Annotated in this window: 8 protein-coding genes; all 8 read right to left on the minus strand. The window is 57.7% G+C overall.

The window, feature by feature from the left end; all coding sequences use genetic code 11:
- Window positions 1-107 precede the first annotated feature (107 nt).
- The gene (locus tag NCT04_RS11350) at window positions 108-2,819 is read right to left on the minus strand and encodes a rhamnan synthesis F family protein (protein WP_250465446.1); all 2,712 of its coding nucleotides are present in this window, start codon (window positions 2,817-2,819) and stop codon (window positions 108-110) included.
- Window positions 2,820-2,908: 89 nt separating this feature from the next.
- Entirely contained in the window at window positions 2,909-5,077 is a 2,169-nt protein-coding gene (locus NCT04_RS11355; RefSeq protein WP_250465448.1) for a class I SAM-dependent methyltransferase, read from the minus strand.
- Window positions 5,078-5,220: 143 nt separating this feature from the next.
- Window positions 5,221-7,236 carry a class I SAM-dependent methyltransferase gene (locus NCT04_RS11360; protein WP_250465450.1) on the minus strand — a complete coding sequence of 672 codons (2,016 nt, stop codon included), beginning with the start codon at window positions 7,234-7,236 and terminating at the stop codon, window positions 5,221-5,223.
- A gap of 85 nt (window positions 7,237-7,321) precedes the next feature.
- Window positions 7,322-8,650 carry an ABC transporter ATP-binding protein gene (locus NCT04_RS11365; protein WP_250465451.1) on the minus strand — a complete coding sequence of 443 codons (1,329 nt, stop codon included), beginning with the start codon at window positions 8,648-8,650 and terminating at the stop codon, window positions 7,322-7,324.
- Window positions 8,640-9,413 carry an ABC transporter permease gene (locus NCT04_RS11370; protein WP_350030008.1) on the minus strand — a complete coding sequence of 258 codons (774 nt, stop codon included), beginning with the start codon at window positions 9,411-9,413 and terminating at the stop codon, window positions 8,640-8,642. The genes NCT04_RS11365 and NCT04_RS11370 overlap by 11 nt, the downstream gene beginning before the upstream one ends.
- Window positions 9,414-9,500: 87 nt before the next feature.
- Window positions 9,501-10,433 (minus strand): NAD-dependent epimerase/dehydratase family protein, encoded by a 933-nt coding sequence (locus NCT04_RS11375; protein WP_250465454.1) that lies wholly within the window; start codon window positions 10,431-10,433, stop codon window positions 9,501-9,503.
- Between the two features lie 96 nt (window positions 10,434-10,529).
- Window positions 10,530-12,311, minus strand: coding sequence for an HAD family hydrolase (locus NCT04_RS11380; protein ID WP_250465456.1), 1,782 nt, complete (start codon window positions 12,309-12,311; stop codon window positions 10,530-10,532).
- Window positions 12,312-12,380: 69 nt separating this feature from the next.
- Window positions 12,381-14,375 (minus strand): glycosyltransferase family 2 protein, encoded by a 1,995-nt coding sequence (locus tag NCT04_RS11385; protein WP_250465457.1) that lies wholly within the window; start codon window positions 14,373-14,375, stop codon window positions 12,381-12,383.
- Window positions 14,376-14,441: the final 66 nt, after the last annotated feature.

Consider the following 14,441-nt stretch of genomic DNA (forward strand, 5'->3'; position numbering starts at 1 on the left):
AGACTACGCAAGTCGACTGCGCACGGCGATTAAAAAAACGAAGAAAGCGTAATGAGCGGTTCAGGAACGGTATCTGCCCAAACCCCTCGTTGCATGGTGTTCTCCGTCTATCTCGATACGCCAGGAATAAAGGTCGAAGCGTAGCGATAACCCTGATACTTTGTAATCGTAGGCAAGATACGCTCGATTGCGTGCAGGATCGATCCGTCAATGGGCAAGGGCTCTCGCGGGTAATCAGTCCACTCAAGCCCGATATCGAAAAGCGGTTGCAGCGCCCTGGGCCGCGCCCAAAACATTGTACCCACCGGAAAGCTCAGCAGCGTGCGAGGTAACGAAGGCACGCCTGTCTTCCGCGCGAGAACTTCGGCAAACGGCCAGTTCAGCCCCCAGCCCACTGCGTGGGGGTCATCTGCATAAACGAGTCCTAGCGATGGATCGCGCGCGAAATGCGACGCGATGATATCTGCTGTTCGATACGTGCCGCCTGCAAGATTCTCGAGCAAAAAAGCCACCCAAGCCTTGACAAACGCCGGGTTCGACACGTGCACGCTTTTTTTGGTATGCAAATGGCCGATGAGGTCGTAGGTCTGCAGTTCGCTCGCAAACTCCGTGAACATCGGACCGATGTCCCGACCTCGATTAGGCACAGTTCGTACCGTTACCGCACCGCGATCAAAACCGGAGATTCGTTCGTCGACTTCTCTTGCAGACTCGATCGACGGCGTGCTGATGAATAGGTCGAAGCGAATCTCGTTGAGTCTTAGGCGATCCAAAATGCCGTCGAGCAAGTCCGAATAGTGAGCATGAATATGTACAGCGCATCGCAACGCATTGGTATCATTGAGCGATCTGCTATTTTCTTCGAACTCCGCAGCGGCCTGTGAAAAGTCGATTACATCACCAAGCCATGGCCCCACCGGACGGCCCGCGCGCACGTAGTGCGCAAACTCGTTTATCGGCAAGTCGGCGAGGTCCTGCGCGAGTCGGTAGGACGGCGCATCGAAGCCGGGAACTGGCTTACGATAATTGATCACTTGACTCACCGACGAACGCACGAATTCGCGGATCGCACCATCACGAGTCTGCCCCACATGCGCCACGGGCGAGACCGAATATCGCTCGTCGAAATCCTGCGACAATCCGAGCGTCAGAACGTCGGCCCGCTCTTGCATGCTGATATCGCTGGCCTCGTTGGCTAGCTCAACCAGTTGCTCAACATACGCGTTCATCTGGAAAACCTTTGCCGCAATTTCCCGAACCCGGCTGGACAAAGCCTCACGCAGTGGCTGCGAATTAAATATCTCGATCACCTTCGCGGCAGCATCTGAAATATTCGAGAACGTCACTGCACACGTCCTCAAGAGCGGGTCTTGAGCCAGGATTTCGGCAATGCCAGTGCCTCCCTCGAAGCAGATGACGGGCAGACCTACGGTCATCGCATCGATACAGACGTTCGGCAGCGGGTCCATGCGCGACGGGAGATAGAACAAGTCGGCGTAACGGTAGACCTCTTCGAGATACGACACTTCGTCTAACAGAATAAATGGGCTATTCTTGCCCGCATCGCGTATCTGCTGCTCGAGGCAACCGGTGTAATTAGGGTCGATAGTGGGATCCCGACCTATCCACACAAAACGGATGTCTGCATCAGGCAACCGGCGGCGTACCTCCACAGCACTGGCAATAAAAAGATCCACACCCTTGCGGAAATGCAGTGTGCCAGCGCCGAGCACGATAAACGGCTTCGCATGCTCAGTGATGCCTAGCGCCTGTAAGAAGTCGTCGATCGACCCAGCATCTTGCCCCGCCTTTCCTTTACCCGATTCGGCGCCGGCAGGAATGAGCGACTTCCCCTGCGGCAGAATCATGCTCTGCGCAATTGCCCCGTGCGTCGTGCCGTTCAGCGCGTTCACCTGCACGACCTTCGCCGAAAACACCGTGCGCGTGGCCCATTGCAAGGCTGCGTCGAATTCGTTGTGAGGCTTGGAGTACGCGTAATACTCGTGAACCAGAAAAACTGAGGGACAAAAAATCTCGGCAAGCGGCTTCAGTACGAAGCGCGACTCAATACTATTGACAATCGCGAATTTGATCGATAGCTGTTCGCACAATGCTTGGATAAAGTAGCGCAGCACCACCGGATGCCGGTTCGATGGAGGTAGCGGGCCGACTAGCGCATCGCATGCTTCCGCAAAATTTTCTTTGAGCGGACCTGGTCCGAGTAGAAGCCCCGCCACGTTGAACTTTGTGCGCAACTCGAGGCAGATGTTCCACGCGAGAATCGGGGCACCGCTACGCGAAGCTTCGTGCGATACGACGAGCACGGTCTCGCGCATTTCGAAACCTTCGCGGCGCGGCTCGCGCCACTGAATATCCGGGACGGGTGGCTGTCCGAGGCGCCCCTCGGCACGGCCATACTTGACGAAGTGCTCATGCAGATCGACGCCGCTTTCAGCGACGTCGACATTCACTTCTGCATAGAACACGGGGTCGAACAAAAGCTTCACCTGTCCTTCAGTGTCTGGCTGCGGCCGCGGCGCCTCGCCAAGCCGGCCTTCGGCTCGCCCGTACATAACGTAATGAACGTAAGGGTCCACGCCGCTGGTCGAGACGTCCGGATACGTCCGCAGGTAGAACTCTTCGTCAAAAGGCTGCGCCGCTTCGTCGAGTTTATCTTGCCCGATCACGAGGCCTGGCTCGTCGAATTCTTCGTCGCCTTCCGCTGCGGCGGTCAATGGCGTCGCCAGACGACTGCTGCTGGAGAACGTATCTGCCGGGTTCGCCTGGCGACGCCGAAAAAGGTTGATCACGCTTTTCATTGTTTAATTGTGCACATACACGTTTAACAGACGACTTGTCTTGGAGTGCTGCTTGGTGATTCCAGTCGGAGCACCGACCATCGGCTGGTTCAGCCGACTCCTCGGCGACGCCGAATCAAGCGCAGGATCTTTTGTGTTGCCCGTTCCATCAGGCCTCCCGCTTTAGGCCGGTCAGCAAAATAACGAAGTCCCTCGGACAGAACGGCGATGCGCCGCAAACCGGTCTCAGTCATGGCATTCGCCTCCTTTAATGATCGCTCCAACGCCGCGATCTGCTCGGATTGGCGGCCATACTGGTCGCTCAGGATACCGAACTCGCGCTGCACGCGTCGTACGCGTAAAGAAACCTGCTCGAGACGCTCCTGCGTCTCCGCCAGATCGTCAAGAGAACGGTCAGCGCGTGATTGGCTGATCGCAAGGTTCGAACGAAGTTCATTACGCTCGACATCCAATTCGTTACACAGCGCCGCGAGATCTTCCACCCGTTGCGCAAACGCGGCCTCAAGAACAGCCCTTTCGTCGGCTTCGGCTTTTATTTGCGCATGGTCGACAGCATGACCCGGCGAGCCCGTCGGCAGATTCGATTCGAACCATTCCTGCGCCGAAACGGACTGTGGATTGCCGGTGGCAAAGGCGAGGAAGTTCGACTCGCGTTGCCAGTAATCGGCGCATGTGTCAGCCGTGAATGTCAGCCCGAGCTCGCGATACACCTCCGCAAACAAGGTGCGCCGATTCAGCAAACCGGGAGTGGCAGGCATCGCATAGCGTGAGACAAAGCCTGAGAGATTCAGCAGCGCGCGAAAGACCATGTAACCCAGCGGTAGCGGGGCTTTGGACCGCCACTCCAGATCATACGGAGCATAGTTTTGTGCTGAAGCTTCTGCTGCTTCCGGGATACAAATGTTGCTCGGAATGAAATCCAGAAGCGCTCCCGCAAGCAGAGTCGATTCGTGCACAGGCGACTCGACATGACACGAGCGTGCATTCGACTCAGTCAACAGCAACTCGATATAACGCCGGAAAAAGTCTGCCAGCGTCGCAACATTCCAACCAGGCGTGGAGACGATGACTTCGAAATCTACGTCGAACGATCGGCCAGTAAGAAATGCTTCGTCTTCGAGCACGAAGAGAAACTCGCTGTCGTTCAAGTCCGGCAAGGCGGTGCCTACCTTTCGACGTTCGACGCGAATGCCATCCTTACGCGTGAAACTCGTGGCTTTACAAAATGCGGCGCGCCGGTCCGTAGAATAGTGATAGGCGAGATCTTCCGCGGAAAAGCACGGCACGAGAGGATTCCAGCGTGCCGCATAGACAAAGGAATTAGCGAGGTCCGCAATTAATCGGTCGCGGCCAGCGGCGCGCCAGGCCGGCTCGATCCCGAAGTGAAGCTCCGGCGGCAAGCTGGGGTCGCGCGAGGCCGACTGCGCGGCGAGCACGGAACCTTCAAACCCGCTATTCGCGCTTAGCCCGGTCGGCGTGAGCAGCGAACGGGTAAGCTTGTGATCAGGAAAAGCCGCCGCGACTTCGGTCTTGACGAAATCTAGCTCACGCAAGGCTGCGAGCACGCTAGTTTTCGAGAAAATATCCGCATTGTCGTATGTCTCGGTTTTGGCCAAACCAGTGAAAAGCTGCGCGTCACGTCCCGGTTCCTTAGCCGAAGCAAGCCACCGCAGTCCGAAACGATTCTCGCATGCCAGAATAAGCAAACCGTCTGGCCGCAGAAGCGACGCCGCCTTGCGCAACATCGCGCGCATGCCGCCACCGCCGTCGGACCATTCGTCGGCGCTTTCTGCCGCATTCAAGATGGTGACAACGTCGAAGCGCGCCTCAGTTTCGAGGCCGCGCAGTGATTCGCACACGACCTGAGCAAAAGGAAGATCGCTAAGCCGCCGCGCAGCGGCGCTGGCGCGCATCGGTACCGGTTCAAGCGCAATGACTCGTGCGCCGGATTCGGCAAGATAGCGCGACGCCACGCCGTATTGCGCGCCTATCTCTAGTACGTCTGCTTGGAGGAACGCTTCGAATGGACGCAATGCGTTTGCTCGTACCGGGCTCAGCGCGTACTCCATTTCGAGATCGGTCCATGACCCTCGCAACTCTTCGGAGAAAAGACTCAGATCGGTGGCGGCGAAAAGTTTGGCGGTTACGCGGCCGCCAGCTGAATCGTCATCGCCCGTCGCCGCACCGAAGCGAAACCAGACCCCACTGTCGGAATCCCTGTGATACCGCTCGCTGAGTTTGATGTCTTGCCTTGCCATTTGTTGGTCCATTGGCATCGACTTTCGAAGCCTTGATTGCGATGGTTCGAAAGTGTGCGCCCTAACTTCGTTCTGCTCGATAACTTCCGCGTTCGCGACGGAACCGGATGTACCCTTGTCCTGATGATGAAATGGCTTCCGGCTTATCGGCGCGTACCGGGAATCAGTAGCGAAGCGATCAGGCTTGCAACTCGTGCCAACTGCTTCGCCGAATGAGGCCGCTCCAGCAATGCGGCACGAATCAGATGCCACTTCGTGTTGAGTAGCGCTTCATGCTGCATGCGCAATGCATTCAGTTCATTCTGTACGCGTTGCAGGTCTTCGCGCCCCCGTCCGTCTTCGGCGGTAGAAGCTGTCGCACGCGTTTGCGCCTGCCTTCTCGCAATGTCCGATCGAAGTTGCTCCAATTGCGCTTCGCGCGCGGCGCATACCGCTCCGAGATGAGCAACCTGATTCTTAAGAAGCCCATAGTTTTCGGACGTTGACGGGACGACGGCGAGTTCAGCGGTGGCTGCGCCTTCGAGATCGATCTCAGAATGCCCGCGTGTGCGCAATTCGAACTCGCGCTCCTTCCGCACATAACGATCGAGGTCGAGCGAAGCCGTATTCGCGTGCAACGGTTCCAGCACGCGCTTGAACAGAGCAGCGAACCGCGTGCTTGTTCCGGCGACCGGTACGGCAACCGACCGAATCTCGGCAAACGCGCAAAATAAGCCACGGAACAGCAGAAAGCCGAGGTCGCACGAATCGCCAAACTTCCATTCGAGTCCAAAAAAATGAGTCGAACCGTCGTCTGCCACGATGAGATTGCGCGGCAGTGCTCCAAGAAAGCGCGCATCGATTTGAGTGGTAAGCACATCGAACCCTGGATTAGACTCGACGCCGGCAAGCAAGAGTACCGCGTGCGCCCACGTCCCATACCACTCGACCAGTTGGTCCGCTGTCCATCCCGGTGTGGCGACGATCTGATTCAGGCGATGCTGCCAATGCCTGCCCATATAAAACGGCAATTCGGCGATCTCGACTTTTTGCACCGATTCGTCTGTGATCGCGGTCGGATGGATTGCCGAATAACGGACTCCGAGCGTGCCGTCTGAGCTCTGGTAGAACTCTGACGCCCGCGTGTACGCCGCGAGCCGGTCCACCGCGTACTGGAAGGCTACCGCATCAGACGCGACAGCTTGCGGCTCTACTTTCGACGCGAGAACGAGAAACGAATTCGACAGTTCGCCAGCCATGCCGTTTCGATACACCGGCTGCCACGCTCGTTCGAGCGCGAATACATGATCGGCCGGCCGCTGGGGGTCGGCCGCCGAAGCACGTGAAATGATAGGGCCGAAGTCGGCTGCGAGCCCCCCTGTGACGGCCGCCTCGCCAAGTACGCAGAGCGGGAGCTTATAATCCGGAAAGGGGTACCACCATTGCTGCAGCGGAAAGCCCGCCTTTTCGATAAACGTGCTCAGTTCGCGTTTCCCAAAGGTAGTGACGCCCTCCTTCTCATATCGCTCCTCGATGCCGAACATCGGAATCCCGACGTGGTCTTCTCCAGCTCCGGCAAAGTACTTGAGGCCCAGCTGATTCTCGATTGCCACAAACAAAAGGCCGTCACCCGCAAGTTGCGCCCTGCAGCCTTCGAGGAGACGCTCCGTGCCGCGCGGCCCCAGGAATTTGCGCGCGTACTCCAGCACACCGATCAGCAGCACCGCATCGAACTTGTCCAGTTCGTCCACTTGATCGCTCGTCGCGCAGATGACCTCAACGTTATCGAGATCACGGCATCGTTCGCGGGCTATGGTTGCGCGCATCATGCTACCTTCGACCGAGATGACGTCGGCGCCGGCCTCGCCGAGAAAGCGCGTGACGGCGCCGCAGCCGCAGCCGATCTCAAGCACTCGCTTGCCCGCGAACCAGGACGCAAAAGGTCGTAAAAGGTTGCCGCGGCGAGGACTCAGGTGATAAGTCGACGGCCAGTCGACCATGCGCGAGACGAGTTCCGTCGACAATGCGCTCAGGTCGCGCGTGGCTTTCAATGCCTCGAGAATGTACTGTTCCTGCGCAGCGCCGTCCGTGTAGTCGAATTGCGCGTATCCACGGCGCGCCCACACCCCCGTGTCTGAATCAAAAGTGAAGAAGCGGGAGAGATCCAATTTTTGCATCATCGTAGTATACATTCGGTTTCGCAGGCCACCGCGCCAGCCTGGGCGGTTAGGCGATGACTCTGTTCAAGGCGCTTCGCATTGGAATTTACGGCGCAGCTACCTCTTTGACGCCCATCGTCATGTCGAGATCGATTAACCCGTAAAACATATGGTTGGGCGCAACCGTGAAATGAACCGCGTCATAGCGCCGGTCGTGAGGAATAATGGTCTCAGTTGTACGCGAGGCCACGCCCAGCGAGATAAAGTAATCGCCCGCTGCCAGACGGCACTGGAAGGTCATGTGCACGACCACGCCGCTTCCGGGCAGTCCCATCCCATGGGTGTGCACTTCCGACGACAACAGCTCGCTGTTCGTGCCCGCGACAGTCACGCCCTCCTTCGTCTTGATCGTGACACCGAAGATAGGCCTGACGACCTGACGATTGAAACGCACAGACACAGACAGCCCGACGGTTTGCCCAATTACCACAAATTGCGGGTCTCTGTGGCCGTCGGCATCGAGCCCGAAGTCGAGAATCGATGCAGCGCCGTCGCCCCATCGATATTCGTGCTGGTTATAGCCGAACTTCTCGGAAAAGACATCATGCGAAAGGCTGAGCGGATTGAGATCGGTGCCGTGCTCACTCGTGCCTGACACAATGAGTTCAGGTGAATTGCGCTCGGCTTCCTCTCGTTCGCGGCCAAACAGCAAATCCATATAGCGATTCACGACTTCGCGCGGTTCGCCCTGCATAACGAGATTGCCACTGTCGAGCAGTACCGCACGCGTGCAGTGATTGACGATCTGGTCGCTTGAATGCGTGACGAGCAGAATGCTCGTGCCGCTTTCTTTGAGCCGCCTTAGGCGATCGAAGCACTTAGCCTGGAAGCGAGCATCGCCGACCGCCAGCGCCTCGTCGACGATCAGCACATCGGGATCGATCTGGGACTGCACAGCGAATGCGAGCCGTAACGCCATGCCGCTAGAATACGTTTTGACCGGTTGATCAATGAATTCGGCGATATCGGCGAAATTGACGATATCGTCGAACCGGTGTTCGGTCTCTGAGCGCGACAGTCCAAGCACTGCTGCACTCATATACACATTTTCCCGGCCAGTGAATTCAGGGTTGAAGCCCGAACCCAATTCCAGCAGCGCACCAACGCGACCCTTGACCTGAATGTTTCCCCTAGTGGTAGACAACGTGCCGCAAATCATCTGCAAGAGTGTGGACTTGCCTGAACCATTTCGCCCGACAATTCCCACCGTTTCGCCACGGCCGACGTTAAACGAGATGTTGCGCAACGCCCAGAATTTGCGGCCGTAGGTTCGCCTGCTACCCCACACCATTTGTAGAAGGCGGTCACGCGGTTTGTCGTAGATGGGAAAACACTTGCTCACATCTTCGACGACGATCGACTTGTCAGAGGACATCGCTGAAGCCTCCTCGAGTCTTCTGGAAACTGGCGTATCCGAGCCATGAAATCACGATGCTGATGGCAAGCAGGAGGCAGTAGACCCCCAAGTCCGGCAGCTTGCCCCATATCAGGACGTCGCGAGCCTGCTCCACGATGGCCGCGAGAGGGTTGAGCACGAACACAATCTGCAGCCGCTGCGGGACTGCCGATGCAGGAAAGAAGATTGGCGTGACGAACATCAGCGTGGTAGTGAGGACGCCAGTGATCTGAGCCACGTCACGAAGATAAACGCCGAGCGCGGCAAGAAACCAGGTTGCGCCCAAAGTGATCAGCACAAGAGGAACGACGATGAAGGGCAGAAGGAGCGCCGTTACCGGCGGGAGCCCCAGCACCGCCATATAGAAGACGAGCCACACGACGAGACTGATCAGCATCTGAAACAAGGAAGCCACGACCGTGACGATGGAAAGAATCTCCAACGGAAACACGACCTTCTTAACGAAGTTGACGTTCGAAACGATTTGTGTCGGCGCGCGGTTGATGCAGTCGGCAAACGTGTTGAATAGCATGAGTCCGGCGAATAAGACCAGCGCGAATTCAGTTTTAGAGTCGGTGTCCACCCGCCATCTGGCCTTGAAGATATAACTGAACACGAACGTGTATATAGCCAACATCAAGATCGGGATGAGCAAGGACCAAACAATGCCTAATGCCGACCCGCGATAGCGAGATGCGATCTCACGCACAACCATTTGCGTGATCAGATTGCGTTGCTTCATGACCAAGAGAGCAAGACCTCGGGGAGATGCTGAAAACGTTTCCATTAACACTAATAGCCAAAGTTAGTAATCCACCATTAGGTGAGATCAATGCTTCATCGCCGCCCATAGCAATGCGCAGCCCTGCTCAAGTGCGATTCTCGGAGTCCAGTCGGTTTCTCCGGTGATTCGGGCAATGTCCAGGTAAATCTCCTGCACATCGAACGCTCGGGCCGGCCGAAAACTGACCTTCGCCTTCTTCCCGCTGATGCGCTGAACAATGTCGAGAATCTCAGTCAGCGAATGTCCCTCTCCGCTGCCGACGTTGTAAAGGTTAAAGCCGTCGAGCGTCGCCGCCGTGAGCATGGCGCCGATCGCATCGTCGACATGGATATAGTCGCGCACCACCGAGCCGTCGCCCCAGATCACTATTTCCTCTTCCGCGGCCACCCTCGCGAAGAAGGTCGCAATGACGCCATGAACGCCGATCCGCGTTTCGCCGGGACCATAAGGATTCGCCAGGCGCAACGCCGTCGCATGGACGCCATGCAGCTTAGCGCCGATTCGCAGATAGTTCTCGATGCCCGCCTTCACGACGCCATACGAACAGATAGGTTCGAGCGGCGCGGTCTCTGGCACCGGCAACACTCGCGGATTGCCATAGACTGTTCCGCCCGAGGACAAAAACACAATCCGGTGCACGCCTGCCGTCTCCATTACTTCGAGCAAACGCAATGTGCCGACGAGATTGCTCGTCACGTCGAAGGTCGGGTCGGCGTCCGACGTGCTCGGAATGGTTGTACTGATCAGGTGAAAGACAACATCGACGCCCGTCAATGCTTCCAGCAGTCTTTGGCCAGTTGCGAAATCACCCACGATGTCTTGGTCGCGCGCCTGAGCATGGTGGCCGCGGTCATAGATTCGCACGCTGACGCCCTCGGCTTCCAAAGCGCGCACCAAATTGCGTCCTAAAAAACCATTACCGCCAAGCAGCAACGCCTTTCGCGGCAAACTCGCGAACTTTGCGCTTCGATTCGTCAATCGTCTTCTCCTTTATGCCCCGGCACCGACTGCGTGCGCCGACCCGAATTGTAACGTTAGCGCAGGCTTCCGCTGCCGTCAGCGCCGGGAGCACTATTAGGCGAGATACTCGTCTAGCCTCATCGCGCGGTTGCGGCTGCTTGCCCAAGCGTCGAAGTTCGTCACGGACGAAAGCAACTTCCTGGTTTCCGCAGACGGGGCCTGCACGAAATCGAGCAGCGGCTTTACGACTTCAAGCGGCTCCGGCGTTACGCCAACTCTCTGGTAAAGCGCACTAGCGTATGCGCCGTATCGTTCGATTCCGCTTGAGATCGCATCTGCGGTCGACGACAATCCCGCCGTGCTGCCGCGCCCCGGATCCTCGACCGCATGCACACGGCGTCCCGCACCAAACTCGTAACCGATGATCGCGGCATGCGGCGCCGAAAAGAAAAGTTCGACGGCTACGCGGTTGGCGTAAAGTCGCTCAACCGCTGCGGTGCCGACCGAGCTGGCGGACAGCAACGACTCCATCCGTAGCATCTTCTTGCGGCGATTACATTCGGGACGCTCGGTCAGACAAAGGTAGTAGCCGAACAACTCGATGTCGTAGAGCCCGTTGAGCGCCTCGTTGAAGGCCTCTTGAGTCGTACCGTTCCAGCCGACATCGACCATCGCCACGCGCATGCCGTCTTTCACGCCTAGTTCGGCAAGATAAGTAAACAAGCCCGCCCTCACGATCCGGCACGTCTTGAGAATGTCCCATCGGCATGCCCACAGGAACGAACGGAACCGATCGACGTTTCGATCGTTGAGGCGCACTTCCGGTCCTAGATCAAGGTCGCGCATGACGTGATCGGCCGGCGGCGTCACGCCAATGCGCTCCAGCAGCTCGAACGGCGACAGTTCTTGCGCGCCGGAGAGCAGAAACGGCAAGCGCGCTTCAAAATTGGTTTCGTTCGTTGCCGCAAGTGTTAGTGCGGTCCGCGAGCTTTTGAAGTATACGGCGCGTGGGAATTCCCCCGCGTTGCCCCGCTTTTCCATTCGTTCGAGGACGTAACCGTCGCGCGCGGTGAACAACACGAGATCGATCGAATCGCGTCGCGCCATCGTTTTTATCCAGTGCAGGAAACTCAGCGCGGCCGGACCGCCCACCTCGAACCCGAGCGCCTCGAACGATCCGGGCTCGATGGTCTCCAGGAACGTGCGTGGCAAGCCAAAAGCGATCGAGGCCGCAGGCGTCAAAGCCCTAGCGGGCAAGCGGTTGCGGCGTAAATCGACGTAATGGAAAGTGCTCAGCCGCTGTTCCGCAGCGCGGCGAATGTCCGATAGTTCGTTGTCGCCCACATGCAGAATTCGCTCCGGCGCCACGCCCATCTCGGCAGATACGAGCTGGAACAACTCACCGGCATCGCGCTTAGTCGCATTTCGTGCTGACGAAATAAAAAGCGGCAACGCCGGCAGACCGTGCTTTGCGAACAGCGTTTCGAAAAACTCCTGCGGCAAGTACATGTCGGAGGTGATGACGACGCGCTTCGTGCGTGCGAGCTCGACGAACCATCCAATCAATTCGGGATTGGGTAGCGTCAGCATGAGTTCGAGTTCGTGCTCTGCCTGCTTCAGCAATTCGGCGTCGACCGGCAGCTTGCCAAACGACTCGTAAATCCCGTCAAGCGTAATTTCCTTCAAACCTCTTGCGTGCATTGTCTGGAACGCTTTAGTCTGAGCGGAGCGGCGTAGCCGTCGGAAGTCTGGAATCTCGAATCGCGCGCCGATCATGTCGAAAAGATCTTCGGGATCGCACAGCGGCCGTACGAAAAGGGTGTCAAAAAGGTCGAACGACACCACTTCGGCTACGGTGGCTTTGGTCGCGAGTGATTCGAGCGAGTGCTGTTGCATGTTCAGTCCTGTCAATACGGTCAATACCAAATGCTATGCCGCGAGAGGTTTCGAGCTGCAAGCCGCATGTCAGCCCGCTGGAATGCGGAAGTGGAGGTCGACAGGCGAAAGGTTTGGATTATGGAACGGATCATGCATGAAAAACTGCGAATGTCTTGCATATAAGCGGCGCCGTTCCTGCGCCAGCCGCTTGAGTCTTGCGGGATCGAGACTATCGTCTCCGCGCGTCAGCGATTCGTGATGCGTCAATTCCACCGACGCGCAGAGCACGTTGTAAAGGCCGCGCTCGACGATCCGAAAGCACAACTCGACATCGTTGTACGCAATCGGGAAAGTTTCGTCGAAGCCGCCGCACTCATCGAACTTTGAGCGGTCGATCATCAGGCATGCACCCGTCACCGCCAACCAGTCGTATTCCAGCATGTTGCGCGCGAATGCAAAGGGCGTATCCGCGTCGCTAGTGAGGAAGGCATGCCCCGGCCCCGCTGCGAGATTGACAATGCCGCAATGCTGAATGGAACGGGATCGTGGAAAGATAAGCTTGGCCCCGACCGCGCCGACATGGGCCTGCTGCGCAAAGCCTGCCATGCGGTCGAGCCAGTCGGCCGAAATGACTTCGGTGTCGTCATTGAGGAACAACAGGATCTCGCCCGACGCGTGACGCACGCCGACATTGTTGATCTCCGAATAATTAAACGGACGATCGTGCGACACGACCCTCACCTGTGCTGTTTTCGCAAGCTTTGCAAGCAACGCAACGCTCTCCGGCTCACGCGAGCCATTGTCCATGACCACGATTTCGAAATTGCGGTACGAAGAGCGGTCAAGGATTGACTGAATACACTGAGTCAACACCGCGCCATTGTCACGGCTCGGAACGATGATCGAGATGAGCGGCATGCCGCGAAGCGCATAACGCACGCGGGCGTGACCGGGCAAATGAGCGACCGGCTCCAGCGTGCCCTTAATTCCACGGCGCTTTAGCGCCGCTTCGCGCGCGCGAACGCTTGCGTCGATTGCGTAAGGCTTTTCGGCAAGGTCTGCCGCTACCGAACCGGGGATGACGCGCCAGTGATAAAGAACTTTCGGTACATGCGCGATTCGCTCGGTTCGTTCTGCGATACGCAGAACCAGATCCCAATCCTGCGCGCCGTCGAACTCGCTGCGCAAGCCGCCGATCTCGTCGAGCAGCGAGCGCCGAACGGCCGACACATGACAGGTGAACATGGTGCTCAAAATGGTGTCTGGAGACCAGTCAGGCTTGAAGAACGGCTCGGAAAACTGGTTCGACGGTAGGAGCTTGTCCTCGTCGCTGTAGAGAAAGTCCGCACTAGTCCGGTCAATCGCCGTGGCGAGTTCCCAGAGACAATCGGCAGTCAGTTCGTCGTCGTGATCGAGGAAGACGATGTAGTCGCCCCTCGCCGCATCGATGCCCGCATTCGTCGCGCCCGAGATGCCGCGATTTTCAGCGAGGTTGATAGCGGTTATTTTGTCGGCGTCGGCGGCGGCCGCCTGAATTGCTTGCCTGACCGCGGCGTCCGGGCTTTTGTCGTCAACGAGAATCAGCTCGTAGTTTTCGTACCATTGCGCGCGTACTGAGGCCAGCAAGCGCTGCAGATAATCCAACGGCGTGTTATAGGCTGGCACGACAATACTGAAGAACGGGCGAGTGCTTAAAGCGGTTATGCGCGCGTCGATATCGTCCGGGCGACGCGGCGGCACATAGGAGTAGTGGTACTTGCTCCAGTCGGTCTCGAGAATGTAGCGACCCTCTTCGGCGGCTGTCAGAAACGGATTCCCGCCTGCGCGCTGCTGCTCAGGTGTAAAGCACAGATAACTTGGCGTAAGCGATCCCGGCGCACCAAGCACGCTGATCGATGCCACACCGCCCAGTTTGCGCCGCACGCGCAGCATCCGCACGCGCTGCGCCATCAGGTGCGGCGTTGCGACCCAGTAAGCCGCCTTCACGGCACGCCGCAGATTGCGCCGCGAAGCGGGAGACAGCTTCCTCAGCGCGTTGCGCACGACGGTAGAGGCGCCGAGTCTTTTCAGTTTTTCTTTCATGAATTCTATCAACAGGAGGTCAGAGTCTTATGCACAGGATCACTTTTGACCAAACTGCACCTGAAT

Origin of the sequence: Caballeronia sp. GAFFF2 (genome assembly GCF_023631485.1) — a bacterium.
Lineage (GTDB): Bacteria > Pseudomonadota > Gammaproteobacteria > Burkholderiales > Burkholderiaceae > Caballeronia.